This window comes from Kribbella sp. NPDC026611 (genome assembly GCF_040638345.1).
Lineage (GTDB): Bacteria > Actinomycetota > Actinomycetes > Propionibacteriales > Kribbellaceae > Kribbella.
Genome location: NZ_JBEZYC010000006.1, coordinates 247,367 through 271,741, shown reverse-complemented (window position 1 = coordinate 271,741; position 24,375 = coordinate 247,367). Strand labels below are relative to the sequence as shown.

The 24,375-nt window shown below is 69.6% G+C and carries 24 protein-coding genes and 1 pseudogene; 7 read left to right on the top strand and 18 right to left on the bottom strand.

All coding sequences use genetic code 11. The annotated features are described in order from the left end of the window. From AB0E69_RS25575 to AB0E69_RS25560, 4 genes and pseudogenes are all read right to left on the bottom strand, one after another. Nucleotides 1-5,437, bottom strand: a pseudogene (locus AB0E69_RS25575) (hypothetical protein); the annotation flags it as partial. A gap of 3 nt (nt 5,438-5,440) precedes the next feature. Further along, complete coding sequence (locus AB0E69_RS25570; RefSeq protein WP_360150887.1) at nt 5,441-5,821, bottom strand: DUF6507 family protein; 381 nt, start codon at nt 5,819-5,821, stop codon at nt 5,441-5,443. Between the two features lie 87 nt (nt 5,822-5,908). Next, nucleotides 5,909-6,733: an ABC transporter permease gene (locus tag AB0E69_RS25565; RefSeq protein WP_360150884.1), complete on the bottom strand. Its 825-nt coding sequence runs from the start codon at nt 6,731-6,733 to the stop codon at nt 5,909-5,911. After that, complete coding sequence (locus tag AB0E69_RS25560) at nt 6,730-7,551, bottom strand: ABC transporter ATP-binding protein (RefSeq protein WP_360150881.1); 822 nt, start codon at nt 7,549-7,551, stop codon at nt 6,730-6,732. The genes AB0E69_RS25565 and AB0E69_RS25560 overlap by 4 nt, the downstream gene beginning before the upstream one ends. 148 nt (nt 7,552-7,699) lie before the next feature. Here AB0E69_RS25560 and AB0E69_RS25555 point away from each other — a divergent pair, with 148 nt between their 5' ends. After that, entirely contained in the window at nt 7,700-8,518 is an 819-nt protein-coding gene (locus tag AB0E69_RS25555) for a helix-turn-helix domain-containing protein (protein ID WP_360150878.1), read from the top strand. On the opposite strand, the gene AB0E69_RS25550 is transcribed toward AB0E69_RS25555, so the two are convergent. After that, the gene (locus AB0E69_RS25550) at nt 8,484-9,599 is read right to left on the bottom strand and encodes a geranylgeranyl reductase family protein (protein ID WP_360150875.1); all 1,116 of its coding nucleotides are present in this window, start codon (nt 9,597-9,599) and stop codon (nt 8,484-8,486) included. The two genes, AB0E69_RS25555 and AB0E69_RS25550, sit on opposite strands and share 35 nt — an antisense overlap. 143 nt (nt 9,600-9,742) lie before the next feature. Between AB0E69_RS25550 and AB0E69_RS25545 the strand changes: the two genes are divergently transcribed. Then, nucleotides 9,743-11,194: an alpha/beta fold hydrolase gene (locus AB0E69_RS25545; RefSeq protein WP_360150872.1), complete on the top strand. Its 1,452-nt coding sequence runs from the start codon at nt 9,743-9,745 to the stop codon at nt 11,192-11,194. Here AB0E69_RS25545 and AB0E69_RS25540 read toward each other — a convergent pair. After that, the gene (locus AB0E69_RS25540) at nt 11,191-11,946 is read right to left on the bottom strand and encodes a hypothetical protein (RefSeq protein ID WP_360150869.1); all 756 of its coding nucleotides are present in this window, start codon (nt 11,944-11,946) and stop codon (nt 11,191-11,193) included. The genes AB0E69_RS25545 and AB0E69_RS25540 overlap by 4 nt on opposite strands. Before the next feature lie 139 nt (nt 11,947-12,085). Next, entirely contained in the window at nt 12,086-12,820 is a 735-nt protein-coding gene (locus AB0E69_RS25535) for a SigB/SigF/SigG family RNA polymerase sigma factor (protein ID WP_360150866.1), read from the bottom strand. Between the two features lie 390 nt (nt 12,821-13,210). Between AB0E69_RS25535 and AB0E69_RS25530 the strand changes: the two genes are divergently transcribed. Continuing rightward, a complete protein-coding gene (locus tag AB0E69_RS25530; protein ID WP_360150863.1) occupies nt 13,211-13,444 on the top strand; it encodes a DUF397 domain-containing protein in 234 nt (77 codons plus the stop codon). A gap of 195 nt (nt 13,445-13,639) precedes the next feature. On the opposite strand, the gene AB0E69_RS25525 is transcribed toward AB0E69_RS25530, so the two are convergent. Beyond that, nucleotides 13,640-13,858, bottom strand: coding sequence for a hypothetical protein (locus tag AB0E69_RS25525; RefSeq protein ID WP_355697703.1), 219 nt, complete (start codon nt 13,856-13,858; stop codon nt 13,640-13,642). Continuing rightward, nucleotides 13,855-14,037: a hypothetical protein gene (locus AB0E69_RS25520; protein WP_360150860.1), complete on the bottom strand. Its 183-nt coding sequence runs from the start codon at nt 14,035-14,037 to the stop codon at nt 13,855-13,857. Before AB0E69_RS25520 ends, AB0E69_RS25525 begins: the two co-directional genes overlap by 4 nt. A 447-nt stretch (nt 14,038-14,484) precedes the next feature. Here AB0E69_RS25520 and AB0E69_RS25515 point away from each other — a divergent pair, with 447 nt between their 5' ends. Next, nucleotides 14,485-15,360, top strand: a complete 876-nt coding sequence (locus tag AB0E69_RS25515) for a helix-turn-helix transcriptional regulator (RefSeq protein WP_360150857.1) — start codon at nt 14,485-14,487, stop codon at nt 15,358-15,360. Nucleotides 15,361-15,385: 25 nt separating this feature from the next. On the opposite strand, the gene AB0E69_RS25510 is transcribed toward AB0E69_RS25515, so the two are convergent. Continuing rightward, a complete protein-coding gene (locus tag AB0E69_RS25510) occupies nt 15,386-16,012 on the bottom strand; it encodes a DUF2461 domain-containing protein (RefSeq protein WP_360150854.1) in 627 nt (208 codons plus the stop codon). Between the two features lie 53 nt (nt 16,013-16,065). Between AB0E69_RS25510 and AB0E69_RS25505 the strand changes: the two genes are divergently transcribed. Continuing rightward, on the top strand, nt 16,066-17,022 hold the full coding sequence (locus AB0E69_RS25505) for a zinc-binding dehydrogenase (protein ID WP_360150851.1): 957 nt from the start codon (nt 16,066-16,068) through the stop codon (nt 17,020-17,022). A gap of 6 nt (nt 17,023-17,028) precedes the next feature. Here the strand turns inward: AB0E69_RS25505 and AB0E69_RS25500 are convergent, their stop codons facing one another. The 3 genes from AB0E69_RS25500 to AB0E69_RS25490 all read right to left on the bottom strand — a co-directional run bounded on the left by AB0E69_RS25500 (nt 17,029) and on the right by AB0E69_RS25490 (nt 18,977). Further along, nucleotides 17,029-18,165, bottom strand: coding sequence for an epoxide hydrolase family protein (locus AB0E69_RS25500; protein ID WP_360150848.1), 1,137 nt, complete (start codon nt 18,163-18,165; stop codon nt 17,029-17,031). Nucleotides 18,166-18,208: 43 nt separating this feature from the next. Continuing rightward, complete coding sequence (locus AB0E69_RS25495) at nt 18,209-18,508, bottom strand: hypothetical protein (RefSeq protein WP_360150845.1); 300 nt, start codon at nt 18,506-18,508, stop codon at nt 18,209-18,211. Between the two features lie 190 nt (nt 18,509-18,698). Beyond that, nucleotides 18,699-18,977, bottom strand: a complete 279-nt coding sequence (locus AB0E69_RS25490; protein WP_360150842.1) for a DUF1905 domain-containing protein — start codon at nt 18,975-18,977, stop codon at nt 18,699-18,701. A gap of 78 nt (nt 18,978-19,055) precedes the next feature. On the opposite strand from AB0E69_RS25490, the gene AB0E69_RS25485 reads away from it, so the two are divergent. Beyond that, nucleotides 19,056-19,568 (top strand): GNAT family N-acetyltransferase, encoded by a 513-nt coding sequence (locus AB0E69_RS25485; RefSeq protein WP_360150839.1) that lies wholly within the window; start codon nt 19,056-19,058, stop codon nt 19,566-19,568. On the opposite strand, the gene AB0E69_RS25480 is transcribed toward AB0E69_RS25485, so the two are convergent. From AB0E69_RS25480 to AB0E69_RS25470, 3 genes are read right to left on the bottom strand one after another with little or no spacing between them, the layout of a single operon-like run. Then, nucleotides 19,522-20,487, bottom strand: a complete 966-nt coding sequence (locus tag AB0E69_RS25480) for a cation diffusion facilitator family transporter (protein ID WP_360150836.1) — start codon at nt 20,485-20,487, stop codon at nt 19,522-19,524. The genes AB0E69_RS25485 and AB0E69_RS25480 overlap by 47 nt on opposite strands. After that, nucleotides 20,484-20,906 carry a metalloregulator ArsR/SmtB family transcription factor gene (locus AB0E69_RS25475; RefSeq protein ID WP_360150833.1) on the bottom strand — a complete coding sequence of 141 codons (423 nt, stop codon included), beginning with the start codon at nt 20,904-20,906 and terminating at the stop codon, nt 20,484-20,486. Before AB0E69_RS25475 ends, AB0E69_RS25480 begins: the two co-directional genes overlap by 4 nt. A 44-nt stretch (nt 20,907-20,950) precedes the next feature. After that, on the bottom strand, nt 20,951-22,006 hold the full coding sequence (locus AB0E69_RS25470) for a HoxN/HupN/NixA family nickel/cobalt transporter (protein ID WP_360150830.1): 1,056 nt from the start codon (nt 22,004-22,006) through the stop codon (nt 20,951-20,953). Between the two features lie 77 nt (nt 22,007-22,083). Between AB0E69_RS25470 and AB0E69_RS25465 the strand changes: the two genes are divergently transcribed. Beyond that, nucleotides 22,084-22,599 (top strand): DinB family protein, encoded by a 516-nt coding sequence (locus tag AB0E69_RS25465; RefSeq protein ID WP_360150827.1) that lies wholly within the window; start codon nt 22,084-22,086, stop codon nt 22,597-22,599. Here the strand turns inward: AB0E69_RS25465 and AB0E69_RS25460 are convergent. Continuing rightward, nucleotides 22,578-23,213 (bottom strand): response regulator transcription factor, encoded by a 636-nt coding sequence (locus AB0E69_RS25460; protein WP_360150824.1) that lies wholly within the window; start codon nt 23,211-23,213, stop codon nt 22,578-22,580. The genes AB0E69_RS25465 and AB0E69_RS25460 overlap by 22 nt on opposite strands. After that, nucleotides 23,210-24,370, bottom strand: coding sequence for a histidine kinase (locus AB0E69_RS25455; RefSeq protein WP_360150821.1), 1,161 nt, complete (start codon nt 24,368-24,370; stop codon nt 23,210-23,212). The genes AB0E69_RS25460 and AB0E69_RS25455 overlap by 4 nt, the downstream gene beginning before the upstream one ends. Between the last annotated feature and the right edge of the window lie 5 nt (nt 24,371-24,375).

The following is a 24,375-nucleotide window of genomic DNA, read 5'->3' as shown; positions in this document are numbered from 1 at the left end:
CCGCCGACGGATCCAGCCCACCTCGTACCCCACCCGCCTCCGCCTGCCGCACCTGCTCCCGCGGAACCCGCTGCGTATCCCCCGCCGACGGATCCAGCCCACCTCGTACCCCACCCGCCTCCGCCTGCCGCACCTGCTCCCGCGGAACCCGCTGCGTATCCCCCGCCGACGGATCCTGCCCATGCCGCACCCCACCCGTCCCCTGCTGCAGGTGTTCCCGGGGAACTCGCTGCGTCTCCCCCGCGGACGGATCGTGCTCGTGCCTCACCCCACCCGCCTCCGGCTGGCGCACCCGCTCCCGCGGAACCCGCTGCGTATCCCCCGCCGACGGATCCAGCCCACCTCGTACCTCACCCGCCTCCGCCTGCCGCACCTCCTCCCGCGGATCCCGCTGCGTCTCCTCCGCCGACGGATCCTGCCCATGCCGCACCCCACCCGTCTCCTGCGGCAAGTGTTCCCGCGACATCCGCTGCGTCTTCCCCGCGGACGGCTCGTGCTCACGCCGTACCCCGCCCGCATCCGCCTGCCGCACCTGTTCCCGTGGAATCCGCTGCGTGTCCTCCGCCGACGGGTCCTGCTCACGCCGTACTCCGCCCGTGTCCGGCCGGCGCACCTCCTCCCGGGGAATCCGCTGTGTCTCCCCCGCCGACGGATCGTGCTCACGCCGTACCCCACTCGACTCCTGCCGCACCTGCTCCCGTGGAATCCGCTGCGTGTCGTCCGCCGACGGATCGTGCTCGCGTCGTACCGCGTCAGTGGGCGAGGCGTGGTGGATGCGCTGGGTGGGGTTGGGGGGTGCGAGGTTCTCGAGGTTGATCGGGTCGTGGGGGACTGGGTGAGTGCTGCCGGTGTGCCGGGGCTCCGCCGCGTTGACCGGGTCGAGGTGGGGGAAGTCCTCCACGTCGACCAGGTGGATGACGATCTCCTCGCGTTGACGGCGGTGGCTGCCCGGCTCCCAGCGCAGGTCGAACTTGACGTTGCGGCTGATCCCGACCGGCACGTACCGGCGCCCGTCCGGCTGGAGCAGTTCACCTTCGGAGTGCTCCAGCCCACTCAGCGACCCGACCGGCGCGCCCTTGCTGGTCAGGATTTCCCAGACCACCCCGGCTCGCTGGTTCTCGTGCGCGAAGTCCGACGCGACCGCTGGGTCGACCGTGGTGTGCTGCATCCCGTGTACGACCTTGACCTCGCCGATCGGGTACTCCTCGGCGACCCACCGCTCGAGGTCCGCCGGCCGGAGATGCCGCGGCAGGCGTACGCCGCGGTGCACGAGCTGCGGCGCACGACTCAGCTGCTGATTGGCGAGGTCCGTCACCTTGCGTACGTCGTGTGCCATCTTGACGCTGTCCTCGGTGAGGCCGAGCTGCGGGTGCGTGTCCTTGAGCTTGGCCAGGTCCTCGAGTTTGTGCCCGCTGTGCATCGCACGGTTGACCGGCCCGTAGCTGCTCCCCGTCATCGCCCGGACAGACGGCTTCAGCTCGTCCGGCACGACCCGCGCGAACTCGCGCGCTTCGTCCGCCGTACGCCGCAACGCCACCGGGTCAGCCGCCCGAGGCCGATCCGCCGGTGCAAACCCGAGCTGCTCGGGAGTCCGCGGCAGATCGTCGTCCCCACGGTGATTCGCGTACACCTTGGCCAACGGATCATCCACCACCTCCGCGCCCCGCCCACCCGCTCGCTCGTGCTCGCCCTGACCCGATTCGTGCCGCGACGCAGCCGTCCCCGGATCGCCGCGATGCCCGGCATCATCCGGTACGCCGCGCCGCCCCACACCATCGCGCGAGGCGTCGCTAGCCCCATCCGACCGATCGTCACGCCGAGCAGCAGCCCGCTCCTGCTGATCGACGGATCGCTCACCGGGCCGGTCCTGGTGATCGTCGGGGCGATCGCCGCGCCGCTCCGACCGATCCTCGGGACGACCGACCGACCGGTCGTGCTGCACGTCCGGACGATTGACCGGCCAGTCCTGCTGCTCGTCAGGACGACTGACCGGTCGCCCCGATTGCTCGTCGGCGCGATCGCCGGGTCGCTCCGACTGATCCACGGGAGGATCGGCGGGCCGCTCCGGTCGATCCTCGCGACGCTCGACCGGCCGGTCCTGCTGCTCATCGGGACGACTGACGGGTCGCTCCGGCTGCTCGTCGGGACGGCTGACCGGCCGGTCCTGCTGATTGTCAGGGCGGTTGACGGGCCGCTCCGGCTGCTCGTCGGCGCGATCAGCTGGCCGGTCCGGATCGTGATCCGGGCGATCGGCGGGACGGTCCGGGGGCCGTTGTGGGTTCATCCGGTCGGCGATGGAACCGGCTCGTGGGGTCGCTGGGTCGTCGGGGCGCGGGCGCGGGTCGGCGGCACGCTGGTCCGGGTGCGTGAGTCCGTCGCCTTCGGCCCGGCGCCCGTCGGCCCGTTCCCCGGAGACCTGCTCACCCTCGACCCGGCTGCCATCCACTCCGCTGCCGTTGCTGCGGCTGCCGTCCACTCCGCTGCCATCCGCCGTACCGCCGGCCGCTCGGCTGCCGTCCACTCCGCTGCCGTCGCTGCGGCTGCCATCCACTCCGCTGCCATCTGCCCTACCGCCGGCCGCCGCGCCGCTGTCGGCTCGGTTGCCGTCGGCTCGGCCGGTGTTCGCTCGGTTGCCGTCCGGTCGGGTGGGGTCGGGGCGGTATGGGGTGGAGCGGTTGGGGTTTAGCCGGTCGGCGATGGAACCTGCGCGTGGGGTCGCAGGGTCGTCCGGACGCGGGCGCGGGTCGGCTGCAGGCTGGTTCGGGTGCGTGAGTCCGTCGCCTTCGGCCCGGCGCCCGTCGACCCGATCGCCGGAGACCTGCTCACCCTCGACCCGGCTGCCATCCACTCGGCTTCCATCCACTCCGCTGCCGTCGCTGCGGCTGCCGTCTACTCCGCTGCCATCCGCCCTACTGTCGTCCGCCGTACCGCCGTCGGCTTGGTTGCCGTCGGCTCGGCTGGTGTCTGCTCGGTTGCGGTCTGGTCGGGTGGGGTCTGGTCGGGTGGGGTCTGGTCGGGTGGGGTCTGGTCGGGTGGGGTCTGGTCGGGTGGGGTCTGGTCGGGAGGGGTCGGCGCGGGATGGGGCCGGGTGGTCGGGGTTTAGGCGGTCTGCGATGGGTCTGGGTTGGGGTGGTGGTTCCGACGCGGGTGTTGAGCGAGGTGCGTCGGGCGGGCGGTGGGTGCCGGGCGGGTGGGCTGTCTGGCCGGTTCCGGGGTGGGTGGTTGAGGGGTGGGTTGTGGGGGTCACCTGGCCTGGGAGGTACGGCTGCATTGGTACGACGGGTGGTTGGTTGGTGGGGCTGGTTTGTGGGTCGGATGGGTGGGTGGGCGTCGGTTCGGCCGGGTGGGATGGCTGCTGCTGGGTCGGTTCGGTCGGGTGGGTCGGCTGGTGTTCGCGGGCGCGGGTTGGCTGCTGATTGGTCGGCTGCGCGGGGTGCTCGGTTGGGTGCGTCTGCGGTTGTTCAGTTGGGTGCGTGACGTGCTGCTGCTCGTTCGGCTCTGATGGGTGGTGCTGCTCGGGCTGCGCTGGCTGGTGCTCTTCGGAGGGGGTCGTGGGGCGTTGCTCCGAGTGTTCTTGCCGACGGGTGGTGGGCTGCGCTGTACGCGTCCGGTGCTCCTCCGCGGGCTCTGTGGGCTGAATGGAGCGTGTCGCAGGCTGCTCGGAGTTCGTCGTCTGCTGCTCGGAGCTTGTCGTCCGGTGCTCGGGGTTCGTTGTCGGGTGCTCGGAGCTTGTCGTGGGGTTGGCGGGGTGGGTGGGTGGTTGTTCTTGGTGTTGTTGCCGGGCGGGGGTGGTGGGCTGCTCTGGGTGGGTGGGGGTGGGCTGTTCGGGAGGGCTGGGTTGCTGCGGGTCGTGGGAGTTGTTCCGGGTGTTGGTGGTGGGGCGGGTGGTGGTGGGGTCGCTCGGGTGGTGGGTCGTGGTGGGGAGGCCGCTCGGGGCGGTGGGCGGGAGAGTGGGTGGGAGTTGGTTGCCCACTGGCTGGCGGGTGGCTGGGGTGGTCTGTTGGCTCGGCTGCTGATGCTCCGTCGTACCGGGCGTGTGCTCGGGGTCCGTCGTACTGGGCGTCGTTGGATGGTCCGTCGTACCGGGCGTCGTTGGATGGTCCGACGTACCGGGTGTTGTCGGGTGGTCCGCCGTACCGGGCGTCGTGGAGTGGTCCAGGGGGCCGGGTGTGTGGGGGTGGGAGTGGGGCAGGGGGGCGGGGGTGGGGAGGTGGGGGGCTTCGGTGAAGTCTCGGAGGCCTCGGCCTAGGACGGGGATATTGGCGTAGCCGCGTATGACGGTGCCTACGACTGGGATCTTGAGGGCGCCGGTGATGATGCCGGCGTGGACGGTGTTCTTGAAGTCGAGGTACTTGTCGGCGCCTCGGCCGAGGGCGCGCAGGCCGGGGACCTTTGCGGCGAGGCCGCCGGCCTTTCCGGCTTTGGAGGCGGCGCCGGCGACCTTGGTGAGGCCGATCGGGACGAGGCCGACCACGCCCATCACCGCGCCGAACGTGTTGCCCTTCTGCCAGTCGTGCTCGATCTCGTCCCAGGTGGCGTCCCAGCGGCTGTCGACGGCCTGGCGGAGGTCGGCGGGGAGGAGCTCGTGGATGCCGGGGATCTTGCCGACCAGCATCGCCCCGTCCTCGCAGATCTGGATCGCGGCGTCCGCCACGAAGTCGACCGACTGGTGGAAGTCGCGCGGTGCATGACCGAAGGCCCAGTGGGTGAGGTCGTCGTCCCAGGTCCAGCCGGTCTCGTGCGCCGCCCACTGGATACCGGTGATCGTGGTGACGAAGTCGAGTACGCCGAGGCCGGCGTTGCCGAGGTCGACGTACCACGGGGCGTCCCACTCCTCCGGTTCACCCCACGGCGGCGGCGGACCGGAGGGGCCGTCGCCGCTGACCATCCGCCGCCCGCCGATGCCGAGCTTGCCGCGTCGCGTGTAGCTGTCCGGCCACCACCCCTGCCCGCCGACCAGCGCCTCGATCTTGTTGGCGTACGCGACCTGGATGTCCATCATTTGCTTGACCAGCTGACCGGTTCGGAGGTGGTAGCCGTTCTCCTCCTTGACGAGGTCCTTGTTCTCCTGCCACTCCTCGCCGCCGCGTTCCAGCGCCTTGCAGTTGGCCAGGAAGGCGCGCGCCTTCACCAACAGGTCCTGCAGTTGCTCGAACGGCGCCTTCATCTCGTTCGCGAAGCCCTCGAGCGCCTCACCCAGCGCCTCGACATCGGTCGCGAAGTCGTAGACGTTGATGTACGCCGGCCGGATCGAGGTGATCAGCAGGGACGCTTCGGGCGCCTCGTAGCAGCCGGACAGCTTCTCGAACGACTCCGTCACGTCGCACCCGACGGTGCGGATCGCGGCACCGATCCGGGTCACCTCGTGACCCGTGTACGCCAGCACGTCGGGGCTGGTCCCCGGGAAGAAGTCCGGTACGCCGTCAGGGTCGAACACGGCTCACTCCACGTACTTACGCCGCTGACGGGCATCGTTGTCCGCGATCGCCTTGGCCTCCGCCGCCCGCCGCTTGGCCGGCGCGTCTCCCGCCGCCCGTTGCGCGTTGAGCGCCATCTCCTCCTGCCCGTGGACGTACGCCATCGTCGCGTCCCGGGCCCCGGCCAGCGAGGCATTCACCTGGTCGGAGAAGTCCCGCCAAGCGTCCTGGTAGTGCGTGAGGAAGTCGGCCACCGCCTGGCCGACGAGCGTCGCCTGTGACTGCCGTACGGCGCGCTCCGCGTAGTCGGCGTACTCCTTCGCGACCGGCTCGAGCCCGCCCGCCTTGTCGGCCGTGGCCAGCAGCACGGTCCTGACCTGGTCGACCTGGATCTTCCACTTCATCCTGAACCCCGTCCTCTGCACGCACCTGCCGACGAGGTTAAGGACGCCGCCCGGTCACACCCCCTGTCACGAACCTGTCAAAGGGCCTCAGACGGTACGGCGCAACGCCCGCTCTCGACGCTCCGCGACCTTCGAGCCGGATTCGCGGCGCGCCATCCGCCGGAGTACGACGGGAGCGAGCAGCAACCCCACCACCGCCCACAGCCCGAGTACGCCGGCCGTCTCCCACTGCCGCCACGACTCGCCCACCTCGACCACCGCCGCACCGGACGGCAGCAAGGCGGACCGCATCCCCAGGCCCAGCCAGTAGATCGGTGTCAGCTGACCGATCCACGCCAGCCAGCCGGGCAGCGCCGTCAGTGGGTAGAAGATCCCGGACACCGCGATCAACGCGAGCATCAGCAACTGCACAAACCCCTGCGACCGCGCTGTGCTGAACACCGAGCCCAGCACTGCGCCGAGCGGCATCGTCGCCACCAGGCCGAGCAGCAGGACCCACAGCAGCGTGAACCAGTGAGCCGACAGCCCGCCGACCAGGAACAACCCTGGGATCAGCAGAATCATCAGGTCGACCAACAATCCGCCGGCGACCGACACGACCTTCCCGACGAGGTAGCCGGTCATCCCGCGCGGGATCGCCTTGGCCCGCAGCAGCGTGCCGTCCTCCCGGTCCGCGGTGAGCTGCTGGCTCATGCTGACCATGCCCATCGCCGCATTCATGCCGAGGATGCTCGGCAACGCGAGCGCCCCGAGCAACAGCCCGGTCGACCCGAAGTCGCGGTGCCGGAGGAAGAACAGCGCGACGAGCATCAAGACCGGCCAGAGGAAATGGCTCACCAGCTCGGGCCCGTTCATGAACGACTGCCGCAGCTCGATCACCCCACGCCGCAAGCCCACTTGCACCACGTTCATCGGCGCATCAACGCCAGATAGGCGTCTTCCAGCGAGGCGCGCCGTACCTCGAGATCCCGCACCGCCGAGCCGTACGTCGCGAACAGCCCGCGCACGAACCCGGTGGAGTCGGCAACAGACCGCCGGAACACCTGCCCGGCGACACTCCATCGCACCTCGTCCTCCCCCGCGATCAGCGCGGTCAGCTCGGCCGTCGTCCCGGCTGCGACGACGCGCCCCGAGGACAGCACGAGGATCCGGTCCGCCAGCTTGCTCGCCTCGTCCAGGTCGTGCGTGGTGAGCAGGATCGTGGTGTCGAGCCCGGCGACCAGCTCGTGGAACTCGTGCCGCGCCTCCGGGTCGAACCCGGTCGTCGGCTCGTCCAGGAACAGCACCTCGGGCCGGCCGACGATCCCGATCGCCACGTCGAGCCGCCGCCGCTGACCGCCGGACAGCGTCTTGATCTTCTGGCCGGCGTGCGCGGACAGCCCGACCGTGCGCAGCAACTCCGCCGCGTCCCACGGCGCCGGGTAGTACAGACCCAGATGGTGCAGCAGCTCACCCACCCGCCAGTTGCCGTGGTCGCGCCAGGACTGCAGCACGATGCCGAGCCGCGCCCGCCAGCGTTCGTCGCCGTCGGCCGGATCCGCGCCGAGCACCTCGACCCGGCCCGCCGAACGGAGCCGGAAACCCTCGAGGATCTCGATCGTCGTGCTCTTGCCCGCGCCGTTCGGCCCGAGCACGGCGAGCACCTCGCCCGCCCGCGCCTGGAACGACACGTCGTGCAGGACCTCGACCTCGCCGTACCGCATCCGTAACCCGTCCACCGTCAGCACCATGACCGGAAAACTAGGTTGCGTTCACCCAACTGGCAACCAACCAACCCGCTCCCACCGAACCAAATCCCCACAAAACCTGGCATTCTGTGCAATGAGACTGACGAAGAACGCAACTCGTTGCAATGAGCTGACGGTAAAAGAGGAACACATGCCCGGAGGCAGACTCAGCCACCAGGACCGCCGCGAGATCGCGGCCGGCCTCGCCGATGGACTCGGGTACGCCGAGATCGCGCGGCAGCTCGACCGCCCGACGTCCACGATCACCCGCGAAGTCGCCCGCAACGGCGGCGCCCACGGATACCGCGCCGACCACGCACACCACGTCACTGCCGCTCGCGCCCGGCGGAGCCGTCCGGAAGCAAGGTCGGCCCCTCGTACCGTCGACGACCGGCACGCGTACGTCGAGCGGTTCGCACAGATGATGGTCGAGGGCGGCCTCCCCCGGATGGCCTCGAAGGTCCTCGCGCTGCTCTACACGTCCGAGACCCGCAGCCTCACCGCCGCCGACCTTGTCGGCGAGCTGCACGTCAGCCCCGCCTCGATCTCGAAGGCGATCGGCTACCTCGACCAGGTCGGCATGATCCGCCGCGAACCGGACCCACACCGCCGCCGGCAGCACTACATCATTGCCGAGGACGTCTGGCTCAAGGCCTGGGACATCAGCGCCCGTACCAACCTCAACTGGGCCGAGACCGCCGCCGAAGGCGCGGAGCTGCTCGGCCCGGAGACACCCGCCGGCCGCCGTCTCACCGCGATGGCCGACTTCTTCCACAGGCTCAGCGACGACATGTCCGGCGGCACCGGCTTCCAGGTGATCGAAGACGGCCTCGTCGTCCTTGCCACCGTGTGGAACCACAACCCCAAGCAAGTGGCCAAGGAGCTCGGCTGGCCGACCGAGCGAGTCGACGAGGCTCTGGAGTACGCGCGTAAAGCTAAGGAAGGATCGACCGCAGCATCCGCCGGGTGAGCCCGCCATCAGCCAGCCCTAGCTCGACCACATCGTCGAACACTCGCTGGTCCGCGGCCGCCGCGCGGATCCCCGCGTCGAGCACCCGGTCCGACCGGCTGAGCTGCACCACGATCGACGTGTCCCGTAGGTGCCGCGCCAACAGCCGCGACGCGCGCCGACGGTATGGCGTACCCGCATCGCGGCTGCCGTTCCGCAGCGAGTCCGCGACGGCCCGGCCGGCGAGCAGACCGGTCAGCACCGCGTAGTAGATGCCCTCACCGGTCATCGGATTGATCAGCCCGGCCGCATCGCCCGCCAACAGGACCGGGCCGGACGACGGACGCCACCGCCAGCCCGCCAACGGCAGGTGATGCCCCCACCACGACTTACCACCCTCGGCCGCCCCCGGCAGCAGCCGTTCCAGCTGCGCCAACAGGTCGGCGCGCGTCGGCCGCGGCCGGTCGTCGGCGAGCAGTTCGCCGTACCCGACATTCGACCAGCCGTCGCCCCGGTCGAAGGACCACGCATACGACGGCTGTCGTCCGGAGCCGTAGGCGATCACCTGACTGGCCGCCCGGGCCGCAGGCGTCGGCGCGTACCCGCGGATCGCCAGCGCCACCGGACCGGCCTTCACCCCGAGCTCTCGCCGTACGACGGAATGCGCGCCGTCGGCGCCGACCACGAACCGCGCCTTGACGTCGTCGACCGTCACCTCGCTCGGCCCGATCGCGAGCTCACGCACCCGGCGCTTCACCAGATCCGCTCCGGCCGACTGCGCCGCCGCGACCAGCCGCTGGTCGAAGACTTCGCGCGGCACCACCCAGGTCGGCCGCGCCAACTGACGGTCGACGCCGACCGGACCACGGTTCAGCACGAACCGCCGGACCGGCGTCCAGTCGTCGAGGATCCCGGTGACCCCGACCTCCTCGAGCAGGTCGAGCACGTGCGGCGCGATGCCGTCACCACAGGCCTTGTCGCGCGGGAACTCGTGCCGGTCGAGCATCAGCACCGACAGACTCGGGTCCGCCCGCAACGCGCCCAACGCCGTCGCCGCCCCCGCCGGGCCCGCCCCGACGACCACCAGATCCCACACACGCACCTCCGAAGATCCACCACAGTGTCGCAGCCGCGCGGTGCCCCACTCGGCCGAGGTAGCGCGAACGCGACCCAGCAGCGGTTGCAGGAGTCACTGTGCCCACGGACCGCGATCTCTAGCGTCGACAGTGACTTCGAGGAGGACTGATGAAACTGCTGCTGGCGCTGGCGCTGCTGAGCTCGCCGGTCACGACACCCACCCACGAACCACAGATCGACTGGCACCACTGCCAGCTCAACCCGGGCGACGCCGAAGGGGCCGAGCTCGACAAGGCCGGCGCCGAATGCGGCGACCTGGAGGTGCCGCTCGACTACAGCCGCCCGTACGGGCCGAAGATCACGATCGCGATGTCCCGGCTGAAGGCGACCGGCGACCGGATCGGTGCGATGGTGCTCAACGACGGCGGCCCGGGCGGTCCCGGCCTGAGCATGCCGCTGCGGATGCGGGCCGAGATGAAGGCGGCCGGTACCCGGTACGACCTGATCGGCCTCGACCCGCGCGGTGTCGGCCGCAGTACGCCGATCGACTGCAAGCTCTCGATCGCCGCCTGGCCGTGGGCGGGTGGCGCGACCCGGGCGTCGTTCGACCGCGGCACCCGGCAGCAGGCCGACGTCGCCCAGCGCTGTACGGCGAACGCCGGGCAGTTCCTGCAATACATCAACACCCGGAACACCGCCCGCGACATCGAACAGGTCCGGATCGCGCTCGGCGAGCGGAAGATCTCGTACCTCGGCTACTCCTACGGCACGTACCTCGGCGCGGTCTACCTGCAGATGTTCCCGGGCCGCACCGATCGGGTCCTGCTCGACGGGCCGATGAACCCGGAAACGTTCGGGCCGCAGCTGCTCAAGGACATGGGTCCGGCCAACGAAGCCGCGCTGCGCGGGTGGGCCGGCTGGGCGGCCGCGCGGAACTCGACGTACCACCTGGGCGCGAGCGCGCGGCAGGTGCTGGCGTCGGTGGAGCGGATCCAGCGGGTCGCTGCGAGCAAGGGGTTGCAGGTCGGGCAGTACCGGCTCGACGACGGGTCGGTGCCGTTGGTGCTGTTCGGTCCGCTGGCCGACGACCGTGATCCGGCCCGGGCGACGTACTCCGGTTTCGTGCAGACGTTGCTCGAGGCGACCAACGGACCGGTCGAACCGGGTCCCGAGCTCGGTGAGTTCCTGGGCGTTCTGCTGTCGCCCGCGCTGTCGCAACTGGTGAGCGCGCAGATCGCGATCGCCTGCGGCGACCGAGCGGTCCCGCGTGATCCGGAGGTGTACTGGCGGGACATCCAGCGGCACCGGACCTCCGAGCCGCACTTCGCGTCGCTGGTCCGGATGATCTCGCCGTGTGCGTTCTGGCCGGTGCAGCCACAGGAGCCGCTGACCCGGATCGCGAACGACGAACCCGCGCTGATCGTCGCCGCCGACGGAGATCCGCGCGCGATCTACGCCAATGCCGGCGTACTCCAGGAGCACCTGACCGGCGCCCGCCTGCTGACCCTGCGGAACGCCCGCAAGCATGGGATCTTCGGTGAGTACGGCAACGATTGCGTCGACAATAAGGTCATCGACTACCTGCTGAGCGGACGCCTGCCCGACGATCAGAGCTGTTAGGTCCCCGGGCGGCGGCCGGGTTTGTTGGGTCGGCGAGTGCTCGGGCGGCGGCCGCGGGAGGTGTGGGAGCTGACCGGGCCCGACGCGACGACCGGGCGGGCCTCGTCCAGGTCGACCACCTTCGGCGGTGGCGGCACGAAGACCGGGATCGTCTCCTCCTCATCCACAGGAGGAGGCGGCGGTGGCGGGGGTGCCGGCTTGGCACGGGCGGCCGACTCCTTGCTCGCCCGCGGCTGCAGGGTCGCGACCTTCGGAGCGGGGAGCGGGCTTCGGGGCGGCCGGCGGTGCGGCAGCCGGGTCCGGAGCTCGATGCCGAGCGCATCGATCAGCTTGCGGCAGGCAACGATCGAGACGGCCACGGCGAGCACCGAGCAGCCTGCGAACAGCACCGACTGACCACCGGCTGCCCAGTTGGACGGGTCGGTGCGCGACATCGCCGCGATCATCGCGACCACGATCGCGTTGGTGATCCCGACGGCGATCGCGAGACCGGTGGTCCGCAGTACGACGGGTCGCTCGAGGCCGACGTCGTCCGCCGCCGCGACCAGACCCGCGATCAGCCCGGCCAGGACCGGGACCGTATAGACAAGCGCCAGCGTGAGACCCGGGCTGGCGACCAGGTAGAAGATGTCGAAGACCAGCGCCGTGCCGGTCAACGCTGCGGCGAAGCACACCACCATCGGTGGGTACGCGCGAATCACCGCGACCGCGTCCGCGGGCACGGTCTTGAACATCCGCAACGCCAACAGCACGACCTATCCCCTCATCCAGCCCCTATTGTGCCGGTACCCGGCACCGAGGGTGAGACGCAGGGACCAGCGAGTCGCGACTGCCCTGGTGGCAGTAGTTACCAGTCGACCACCAGGACAGCCGCGTTGCCGCCGGCAACTCTCAGGCTGCGGCCGGCATCGGGTCGAGCTTCTCGCGAAGGTCGTCGAGGATCTTCCGGAGCACCCGGGAGACCTGCATCTGGCTGACGCCGATGTCGTTGCCGATCTCGGACTGGGTCCAGCCCTCGACGAACCGCAGCTGCAGGATCCGGCGTTCGCGCTCACCGAGCCCGGCGAGCACCGGCTCGAGCATCTCGACCGTCTCCAGCTGGTCGATGCTGCCGTCGTCGTCATCGGCAACGACGTCGGCCAGCGTCAGTTCGGCGTCGACCTCGGCCGGGCGGTCCAACGACAACACGTTGAAACAGCCCTTCGCGGCCAGCGCCTGCTCGACCTCCTGCACCTCGACCTCGAGGTGCGCGGCGATCTCGGCCGGCGTCGGCTCCCGGTTCAGCTGCTGCTCGAGCTCCGGCAGCTTGCCGGCGATCGTGCCCTGCATCTCCTGCAGCCGGCGCGGGATCCGCACTGTCCAGGCACAGTCCCGGAAGTAGCGCTTCACCTCGCCCCGGATGGTGGGGATGGCAAAGCCGATGAACGGAGTGTCCGCCTCGAGGCGGTAGTGGTGGGCTGCCTTGACCAGCCCCAGGTAGGCGACCTGTTCGAGGTCGTCGGCCTCGGCGCCCCGGCCGCGGAAGCGGCGCGCGATGCCCTTGGCCATGTCGAGGTTGAGCTCGACCACTTGCTCGAGCAGCTGTTGCCGCTCACTTTCGTTGGTGCTGGCAGCCCTGAGCTCCATCAGTTCTCGAGTGGCTGCTTCGCGTGCGGCCCGATCGGCCGGAGTGGAACAACGGGTGGAAACCCGCTCCATGATGCTGGTGACCATTTTGGTATGACCTCGCGACTGTTGTCACGGCGTGGCACTTCGCTGAACCACGGTCATGCCTGCAAGGAGAGTCGTACCCACTGTTCCGGATCTCATGCATGACCCCCGTCACACCCACGTCACACCTTGGTCACGGCCCGGTTCTGGTCACCGATCGCGACCGGACACGCCGATCCAACGAGCGTTTGAGCGAAGAAACTCACGGACGGTAAGGGAGCGGACACGTGCCCCCAAAACGTGTACGATGCAAATGCAATGCCAAATGCACGTGCATATGCCAACGACGTACGGAAGGTGCAGCTGATGACTGCGATCTACAACGGCATGCCGGCCGACTCCAACGGCGAGCTGAGCTGGCGGAAGAGTCAGCGGAGTGGGTCCAACGGCAACTGTGTTGAGGTGGCGAAGCTGCCGGACGGTGGCGTCGCGGTGCGCAACTCGCGCTTCGCCAGTGGCCCCGCCCTGGTCTTCACCAAGGCCGAGATCGAAGCGTTCCTGGGCGGCGTCCACGACGGCGAGTTCGAGTACCTCGTCTGAGTACCGGACCCCGAAGCAAGGCCCCTTCGCCAGGCGAGTGACGAAGGGGCCTTTTTCGTGGGCTCATCCAGGGCAGTACAGAGCAGTAGAGACAGTGCGACGTTGTGCAGAACAGCGAAGGCCGGCCCTCGGACGAGGGCCGGCCTGAGTAGAGCGAGGTGCCGGACGGAGGTGCCGCCGGCAGCGGCGGCAGGACTACTGAACGGTGAGCGGCCAGAGCTGCTCGCTCGGCAGCTCCGACGCCTTGCCGGTCGCCGCGTTGTCCACCGTGATACGCAATCCGGTGAACTTCGGCGTCATCACCCGCTGGTACCGCGAGGCGCGGTCCGGCTCGGCGACGTACTCGGCGATCAGGTGGTCACCCAGCCAGATCCGCACCATTTTCCGTCCTCCTGCTGCTCTGTCGGTCGTCATGGGGCCGGGCTCACCATCGGGTCGCCGTCGAGTTGGCGCACACCGCGCAGCCAGCCCTCGAAAGCCCAGCGCTGCTGCTCCGGGCACCGTGCGACCAGCTCCTGGATCTCCCGCTCGGTCAGCTCTTCGGGCGCGCGGCCGCCGGCCAGCTCAGCTGCTCCACTGTCGTCGTCGTTCATCGACTCGGATTCCCTAACCAGTCGGGCCGACGGGGGGCCGTCGGCGGCCTGTAGGTCCGGCCTGCTGATTCACGCGATGTCACTTTTCGCGAGATCCAGCTCACCTTCTGTGCATGAATCAATCATGGCGTCGGCACGCTGCGAATGCAAGCGCCCGATGCACGTGCATCCGCACGTTTTCCATATCGAGACCACAGAACCCCCGTTTCCGCCTCAGCCGAGCCTGATCCGGGTCCTTCGAACGCTGTTCGCCGGCGCGGCAAGCCGCTAGAATGTCTTGACAAACTTGGCGATGTTCCATCGAGTACGATGACGCTGAGTGATCGCAGGTCGGGATACGCCGCTCTTTTGTAAGAACTTCGGCAGATTCGCTGCCTACCATGCGATGATGTCCACCTGCGGGTGAGGTGTCCGCTGATCAAGACCGCTGGGGCGTGGGAGGTGGGTGTGACCGAGTCGGGCGCGCAGAGCGGACCGACTGCGCTTCGCATCATCCTCGGAGCGCATCTGCGCCGGATGCGGGAGGCTGCCGGGATCAGCCGCTCCGACGCCGGGTGGGAGATCCGCTCCTCGGAATCCAAGGTCAGCCGGATGGAGCTCGGCCGCGTCGGGTTCAAGGAACGCGACGTCAGCGACCTGCTCAATCTGTACGGCCTCGACGACGGCGAAGAGCGCGAGCGGCTGCTCGCCCTCGCCCGCGAGGCGAACAACCCGGGCTGGTGGCACCGGTACGGCGACGTCCTGCCGAGCTGGTTCCACTCCTATCTGGGGCTCGAGGCCGCTGCTTCGATGATCCGTACGTACGAACTGCAGTTCGTCCCGGGTCTGCTGCAGACCGAGGACTACATCCGCGCGGCGGTTCAGCTCGGCCGCGGACTGATCCCGGCCGAAGAGGTCGAGCGCCGGGTCGACCTGCGGCTCAAGCGTCAGAACGTCCTGACCCGGCCGAACGGGCTCCGCCTGTGGGCCGTGGTGGACGAAGCCGCCCTGCGCCGGCCGGTTGGCGGGGTGAAGGCGATGATCAACCAGCTCGACCGCCTGATCGAGGCCAGCCAGCAGCCGAACGTCACGATCCAGGTCGCCGAGTTCAAGTCCGGCGGCCACGCGTCCAACGGTGGCGCCTACAGCATCCTCCGGTTCCCGGAGCGCGACCTGCCGGACGTCGTGTACATCGAGCACCTGACCAGCGCGCTCTACCTGGACCGCTTGGACGACCTCGACCAGTACACGGCCGCCATGGAAGCACTGTGCGTCGTGGCCGCACCGCCGAACCGGACGCCCGACATCCTCCTGAATCTCCGCAAGGAGTACGAGCGCGACTAGTGTCCTGAGTCGGAGGTTCGGGACACTAACTGTTGTCGGTCAGCCAGGTGATCAGGGGCTTGGTTGCGCGCCAGTCGGCCCGGATCTGCTCGGTCAGCTCGGCGGTGTGGATCACCGGTTCGAAGCCGTAGTTCTTGCCGACCGAGAGCGACTTGTGCCGGAGCAGGTCGATCCGCGGGTGGTCGGCGTCGTACCCGCGCGGGGTGGTCTTCAGCTTCTCGCCGCCGACTGTCCAGCCGGCCTTGGTGAGCTGCGCGAGCAGCTTCTCCAGCTGCTTGCCGCGGCGGTCCTCGTCGATCGCGGTCCGGATCCGGGCCAGCCGGTCGCTCGTCGCGTCGTAGAACCCGGCCCCGACCCGCACCCCGGGTGCCGACACCTGGACATACCACCCGGTCGACGGCGCGACCGCGACATACGCGCCCTGGTGGGTCTTGTACGGCGTCTTGTCCTTGGCGAACCGCACGTCGCGGTACGGCCGGAACATCTTCGCCGTACCGAACTCCTCCTCCAGCTCCGCCAGCAGCGCCGCCATCGGCGCCCGCACCGACTCCTCGTAGACGTCCTTGTGGGCCGTCCACCAGGACTTGGTGTTGTCCATTTCGAGATCGTCGTAGAAATCCAGCGCGGCGGCCGGAAAGCCGGTAAAACTCATGCCGACACCTTAGTTCTCCCACAGTTCTCCCATCAGAACGGACGGACATCGAGATGCGCGCGATCCAGGTCACCGAGTTCGGCGGCCCCGAAGTACTCGTCCCGGCAGAGGTCGACCCGCCGGTCGCCGGACCGGACCAGCTCCTGGTCGAGGTCACCGCGGCCGGCGTGAACTTCGCCGACACGCACCGGACCGACGGGTCGTACCGCGGCGGCGTCCAGCTCCCCTACGTCCCCGGCCTCGAGATCGTCGGCCGTACGGACACCGGCCGGCGGATCCTCGCCCCGCTCTTCGAGATCGGCGGTGGCGGGTACGCCGAGTACGCCGTCGCCGCCGCGCACCGCGCGGTCGACGTACCCGATGGCGTCACCGACGGGCAGGCGCTGGCGTTGCTGGTCCAAGGGCTGACGGCCTGGCACCTGCTGCGGAACAGCGCGCGGCTGCTGCCCGGCGAGACCGTCGTGGTGAACGCAGCCGCCGGCGGGGTCGGTTCGCTGGCCGTTCAGCTCGCCAAAGAGTTCGGCGCCGGCCAGGTGATCGCCACGGCGTCGACCGAGGCCAAGCGCGCGCTCGCCGTCGAGCTCGGCGCGGATGTTGCCGTGGACAACGACCCGGACGGGTACGCGGACCGGATCCGGACGGCGACCGACGGCCGCGGCGTCGACGTCGTCCTCGACTCGACGGCAGGTCCGACCATGACGGCGGGGATCGAGTCGCTGGCCGGGTTCGGACGGCTGATCAACTACGGCAACGCCAGTCGCGAGGGTCAGCCGCTGGTCGACACGAAGGCCCTGGCCGGGCGCAACCTCTCCGTCGGCGGCTTCTGGCTGGTCCCGGCGATGGACCTGCCGGGCGGGTACGCCGAACCCCTCACCGAGCTGCTCGCCCTGACCGCGGCCGGCAAACTCCGCCCGCTCGTCGGCCAGGAGTACCCGCTGGAGGACGTCCGACGGTCCCACGAAGACCTGCTCGCCCGCCGCACCACCGGCAAGGTGGTGCTGACGACCTGATCAGCGCTACGAGGCCGCGGCGCCCGGCAAGGACTCGAAGAAGGCCCGGATGTCGGCGGCCAGAACGGCCGGCTGCTCGAGCGCGGCGAAGTGACCGCCGTGCGGGTGGCTGGTCCAGCGCACGATGTTGTCGGTGTGCGCGACCTTGTGCCGCAGCGGGATGAAGTTCTCGTGCGCGAGGTCGAGCAGGGCGGTCGGGGTCGTGGACGGCTCGGCCGGCTGACCCCAGTACGGCGCGTGCGCGCGCTCGTAATAGATCGCGCCGGACGAGCCGCCGGTGCGGGTCAGCCAGTAGAGCATCACGTTGGTCAGCAGGACGTCGCGATCGACCGGCGTCGCCGGATCCGTCCAGGCGGCGAACTTCTCCGCGATCCAGGCCAGCTGCCCGACCGGGGAGTCGGTGAGGCCGTATGCCAGCGTCTGCGGGCGGGTCGACTGGAGATCGGCGTACCCCTGCTGGTCCTTGGCGAAGGTCTGCTGCCGGCGCCAGGACGCCCAGGTGCGTTCGCGCTCGGCGGGGTCGAGCGGCTCGAGTTCCTCCGGGGTCGGCTCGGCCGTCGCGCCGGCACCGGGGATGAGGTTGAGGTGTACGCCGATCACCCGGTCATCGATCCGGCCGACCTCGCGGGAGATCGCCGCACCCCAGTCGCCGCCCTGTACGCCGTACCGCTGGTAGCCGAGGCGGGTGACCAGCTCGGTCCAGGCGCGAGCGACCCGCTTGAACTCCCAGCCGGACTCGCGCACCGGGCCGGACAGCGTGAAGCCCGGGATGCTCGGCAGGATGAGGTGGAAGTCGGTGAGCAGCTTGGCGATCTCGGTGAACTCGACGATCGACCCCGGCCAGCCGTGCGTGAGGACCAGCGGGACCGCGTCCGGCCGCTCCGACGGCAGGTGCGCGAAATGCACGGTCGCGCCGTCGATCACCGTCTTGTACTGCGGCCACTCGTTCAGCCGGGCCTCGGCCGCACGCCAGTCGTAGCCGTGCAGCCAGTACTCCACCAGCTCCTGGAGATAGCCAAGCGGTACGCCGTACGCCCAGCCGACGCCCGGGAGCTCGCTGGGCCAGCGGACCCGGGTCAGGCGGTCACGCAGGTCGTCGAGCTCACTCTCGGGCACGTCGAGGTGGAACGGTTCGATCGTCACGTCCCGTACCTTGCCGCACCCGGGCGGGCAACGCACCCGAGATTCAGGCGCCGACCCGCTCGGCCTTGTCCCGGACCACCTTGACCGCGACGGCCGCGACGAGGCAGAGCGCACCGGCACTGATCACGATGGTGACCAGCGTGCTCGCGCTGTTCAGCACCTTGTCGCACGCCATCGGCGTGATGCCGGCCGCCGGCTGGAAGGGCGCGCCGCAGTCGGCGCCGGCGGTCGCGACCGACCGGAACCCGAGCAGCACGCCACCGAGCACCAGGATCGCCCCGGCGATGGCGAGAATCTTGTTCAGCGTCGGCACGGGGAACCCGGCTCCGCTGTCCGTGGGCATGCCGACGGCACGCCCCGTGAGCCCCGTAGCACTTCGTTCACTCCTGACTTCGACGGACCACCCGACCCGAACTTACGGTCCTGGCCGGATGAACCCCACCCGTGCGGCCGGTCAGCAGTGATTCTTCACGGAGTCCTTACTCAGAACATGACCGGCTGTGACAGCGATCTCAGGATTCCGGTAGTCACTGTCAGCCGAGACGCTCTTCCAGATGAACGGTGACCTCGTCACCCGGCTGCTTGCCGATCAGCGTCCGCAGGTCACCCTTCACCGGCAGCTTGTGGGTGCCGTCGCCGAGCGCCATGAACGAGCTCTCGAACGGGTGCCCGTCCATCGTCCCGCGCACCTTGACCAGGCCGCGGGTCCCGAAGTACTCCGCCGACGCCGGCATCTTCACGTAGGTCCAGCCACCTTTGGCGTCACTCTTCAGCAACGGCGCGGTGAAGGTCTTGTCCAGTTTCTCGCTCACGGTGAGCTCCTCTCTACACCCCTAGGTAGAGACCGCCGACGTCCTTTCGACATCCGTCGCCAACTTATTCTGGACTTCGTGCACCTGACGATCCGCCGGGCCGACCGGGACGACGTACCCGCCGTCCTGAAGCTGCTGGATGACGCGACCGTTTGGCTGGTCGGTCGCGGGCAGACAGAACAGTGGGGTACGACGCCACATTCGTCCAGTCCCCGTCGAGTCGCCCAGATCACCGCGTTCTTCGAGGACGGCGGCCTGTGGGTTGCCGACGCCGACGGCCGGGTCGTCGGCGCACTGGCGGTAGGCGCAGCGAGTGAATACGTACCCAGAGCGACCGAGCCCGAGCTCTACATCCGCCTGCTCGTCACCGACCGCGCGTCCGCCGGCAACAACATCGGGGGCACGTTGCTGGATCACGCGCGACAGTTGGCGCGCGACGAAGGTGTCGGCTTACTCCGCGTCGACTGCTTCGCCAGCCCCGAGCTCATCGGGTACTACGAGAAGCAGGGGTTCACGCGGGACGTGGCGTTCGCCGTACCGCGGGTCAATGACCCGGATTGGCCTGGTCAGGTGCTCGTCCAGCGGCTGTGATCGAGCGGTGGACGGTGCCGTGGGCATCGATGCAGTGCGTCTCGCCATCGGCGTGGTCGACCTGCAGGGTCGAGTGCGTCAGGTGGTGGCGCTCGGCCAGCAAGGTCTCGATCTGGACCCGGATCTGGTGACAGTCCAGGCCCTGGGCGACCAGGATGTGCGCGGAGGCGGCCGGTTCGCCGGAGGTGATCTCCCAGACGTGCAGGTCGTGGACCTCGACGACGCCCTCGACCGCGCACAGCTCGGCGCCGAGCGCCTGCGGGTCGATCCGGGCCGGCGCGGCCTCGAGGAAGATCCGGCCGGAGTCGCGGACCAGGGAAACCCCGGCCTTGAGCATCAGCGCGGCGACGACGAGGGCGGCGATCGCGTCGGCGCGGGCGAAGCCGGTGAGCAGGACGACCAGACCGGCGAGCGCGGTCGCGACGAACGCGAACAGGTCGTTCAGGATGTGCTGGAACGCGCCCTCGACGTTCAGGCTGGAGCGGTTCGCCTTGCTGATCAGCCAGGTGGCGAACAGGTTCACCACGATGCCGGCCACACCGGTGATCAGGACGAGCGCGCCCTTCACCTCCGGCGGGTGGATCATCCGGTTGACGGCCTCGTAGACGAAGTACGCCGCGAGCAGGAGCAGCGTGATGCCGTTGGCCTGAGCGGAGAGGATCTCGACCCGCTTGAAGCCGTACGTGTAGCCGCCGGCCGGTGGTTTGGCGGCCAGCCGGATCGCGATCAGCGCGAGCAGGATCGCGATCGCGTCGGTGAGCATGTGCGCGGCGTCGGTGATCAGGGCGAGCGATCCGGCCGCGAAGCCGACGATCACCTCGGCGGCCATGAAGCCGACGATCAGCGCGAGGGCGCCACTGAGGTACTTCCGGTCGGCCTGCGCGCTGACGCCGTGGCCGTGCCCGTGGCCGGCGCTCACGCGTCCACCTTCTGCGGTTGGCCGTTCTTCTCGGGATGCATGGCGTCGGTGTGTTCGGTGTGCGCGACCGCGAGGTCGAGCAGCATCCGGACGTGTGCGTCGTCGAGGCGGTAGAACGCGTTCCGGCCGTCTCGCCGTACGGCGACCACGCGGTGCGCGCGCAGCAGCCGCAGCGCGTGCGAGGTCGCGGACTCGCTCAGGCCGGTGATCGCGGCGAGGTCGCAGACGCACAGCTCGCCGTCCAGCAACGCGACCAGCAGCTTGAGCCGCCGCGGGTCGCCGAGCAGGCTGAACACGTCGGCCGTGTCGACGATGCCGTCGGCCGCGGGCATCCGAGCGTGCACGCTCGCCACCCGCTCCGGGTCGACCAGCCGGACGTTGCAGGAGTCGAGCTGCTGCACATCTGCAGAACTCTTCATATGTTCACGGTAGTGGACCGCTCACCGACCGGCAAGCGGCACCGTCAGCGAGTGGTCCACTTCTCTTCGATCCGGCCGTACTTCCAGACCACGTGCGCGCCGAGCCAGGTGACGACGAACAGGCCGACGATCGCGTAGCCGACGTAGTTCAGGTCGACCGCGGCGATCGCGGCCAGCGGGCCGTGCTCGATGTGCAGCTTGTCGGTCAGGATCGAGATCAGCTCGATGCTGCCGATCACCAGCGCGACCGCGACCGAGAGGCCGGTGATCGTGATGTTGTAGTAGACCTTGCGGACCGGTTTCGCGAACGCCCAGCCGTAGGCGAAGTTCATCAGGCAGCCGTCGATGGTGTCGAGCAGGCTCATCCCGGCGGCGAACAGGATCGGCAGGGTGAGCACGGCGTACCACGGCAGGCTGAACGCGGCCGCCCCGCCGGCGAGCACCAGCAGGCTGACCTCGGTCGCGGTGTCGAAACCGAGGCCGAAGAGGAGACCGACCGGGTACATCTGCCACGGGCGGGTGACGGCCTTGGTGACGCCGGAGAGGATGCGGTTGAGGAAGCCGCGCTTGTTCAGTTGCGCCTCGAGCGAGACCTCGTCGAACTCGCCGGTCCGCATCCGGCGGAACACCTTCAGCACGCCGACCAGGACCGCCAGGTTGAGGATCGCGATCAGGTAGAGGAAGACTCCGGAGACCGCCGTACCGACCACACCGGTGACGTCCTGCAGCCGCGACGAGTCATCCGCCACCTGCCCGGCCAAGGTCCGGACGCCGATCCCCAGCAGGAAGCAGAGCCCGAACACCACGGACGAGTGCCCCAGCGAGAACCAGAACCCCACCGACAACGGCCTGCGTCCGTCGGCCATCAGCTTCCGGGTGGTGTTGTCGATCGCCGCGATGTGGTCGGCGTCGAACGCGTGCCGCATCCCCAGCGTGTACGCCGTCACCCCCAGCCCGACCCCGAACACCCCGGCCGATCCCAGCAGGTAATGCCGAGGCGCCACGACCAGCGCCAGCACTCCCCACCCGACCAGGTGCAACAGCAGCACGAACGCCGCCATCCCTGCGATCGACGCCTTCTCACGCCCCGTGACATCCATCCGCCTCACGATTCGCCAGTAAACGCCGCCACACCCCCAGATGCAACCCGGTCGCATGAACACCCACACTGTGAACCGTGAACGACTACCCGAATGTCTCGGCCGGCGAGCGCCAGTCGCTGGAACAGTTCCTCGACTTTCACCGCGCGGCCGTCCTGCGATCACTCGCCGAGGTGGACGCCACCGAGGCGGCCGCCCGGGTGCTCCCGGCAACGGACCTGACCGTCGGCGGGATCGTGAAACACCTGGCCGCGGTGGAGGACCTGTGGTTCAGCCACAAGCTGCTCGACGTACCGTCCGCCGAGCCGTGGTTGTCGGCGCCGTTCGACGAGGATCCGGACTGGGAGTTCCACTCGGCGGCCGACGACTCTCCGGCGGAGCTGGCTGAGCTCTACCGGAGGGCGTGCGCGGCGAGTCGGGAGACTGCCGGGCGGGTCGAGTCGCTGGACGTGCCGGCGGTGCGGGGGTCGTTCGGCGGGGAGTTCGTCAGTCTGCGGTGGATCTACCTGCACATGATCGAGGAGACCGCGCAGCACCGCGGGCACCTGGATCTGTTGCTGGACGCGGTTCGTCAGGCGAGGCCGAGGCGGTAGGCGTAGGCGACTGCTTGGGCTCGGTCGCGGAGGTTGGCCTTGGCGAAGAGGTGGTTGATGTGGGTTTTGACCGTGGCTTCGCTGACGACCAGGTGGCGGGCGATCTCGGTGTTGGAGAGGCCTTCGGCGATGAGGCGGAGTACCTCGATCTCCCGGGGAGTGAGGCCTGACTCGGTGGTTCGAGCCGGCTTCACGGAGGTCGCGCCTTCGATGAGGCGGCGTTGGACCTCGGCGTCGACGATCGCCTGCCCGGCCGCGGCTGCTTGGATGGCTCGGCCGATGGACTCGGCGTCGGCGTCCTTGGTGAGGAAGCCGCGGGCGCCGGCACGCAGCGCGGAAAGCACCGAGTCGTCGTCGCTGTACGTCGTGAGCACGACGACCTCGGTCCCCGGGTACTCCGTCCGCACCCGTCGCGTCGCCTCGACACCGTCGCAGCGCGGCATCCGCAGGTCGACCAGCAGCACGTCCGGCTGGTGCTCGGCGACCAACTGAACGGCCTCCTCGCCGTCGGACGCCGCCGCAATCACCTCGATCCCGGGCAGCAGCTTCAGCAAGGTGACCAGACCGTCGCGGACCACAGTCTGGTCGTCAGCCACCACCACTCGCACGCTCATACCGGCACCCTCAACTCCACTCGCCAGCCTTCGTCGGTCGGTCCGGCGTTCAGGGTGCCGCCGACCAGATCAGCCCGTTCCCGCATCCCGACCAGACCATATCCCCCGGGCGTCGCCCGGCCCGGACGCCGGCCCGGCCGGTCCTCGACGGTCAGCCGTACGTCGTCGCCGTACACCAGCCGCACCTCCACCGGCGCACCCGTCGCATGCTTCCGCGTGTTCGACAACGCCTCCTGCACAGTCCGGTACAGCGTCGTCATCACCTCCGCCGGCACCTCCCGCTCAGTGCCCTCCACCTCGAACGACGCCGGCGCGCCAGTCTCCAACCGGTACGTCGTCACCAGATCCCCTAGCGCCCGTACGTCGGGAACCGCGTCCTCCCGCAGCGCCGCCACCGCCCGCCGCGCCTCGGCCAACCCCTCCGCCGCGAGCCCCTGCGCCCGCGTCACCTGCTCGATCGCCTCCGCCGACGCGCCGTCCCGGACCAGCATCAACCGCGCGCCCTGCAGACTGAGCGACAACCCGGCCAAGGAGTGCGCGAGTACGTCGTGGACGTCGCGAGCGATCCGCGCCCGCTCAGCCAGCGCCGCCGCCCGCCCGTGCTCCTCGATCGCCGCCTGCTTACGCGCCAGCGAGACCTCGAGAGCCTCCAACCGCTCCTCGCGATTCCGGCGATTGGCCGAGGCGAGCACGATCGCGAGCACGGCGGCCAGCGCTCCGAGAACCCCGACCACCGAGTGCGAGCGAAGGTAGATCGGAATCGCCCCGCCGAGCAGCCCGAGCCCGACGATCGCCCACTCCGCCCACCCCGGGCTGTGGAAACGAACCGCGATCCGGGCGGCCAGGAACGGCAGCACGAGCAGCGGGCTGTTCGGCAGCGCGTACCAGAGCAGGCTGCCGGCGACCGCGTACACCACGAGTGCGGCCAACTTGGGGCCGGCCAGCGGGACGCCGTACTCCAGCCGGAGCAGCGGAAGGTTGCTGACGACAACGACGAGGCCGAGCGCGACGATCACGCCGTACGGGAAGCGCTGGTCGCCGTGCGGCCTCCCGGCCGCGACCACGACGGTGACGACGACCAGTACCGCGGGCACGGCCCGCAACGCGATGCCGAGGACCGGCCAGCGGTGCGACCGGTCCTCGAGCAGCAGACTCATGGGTT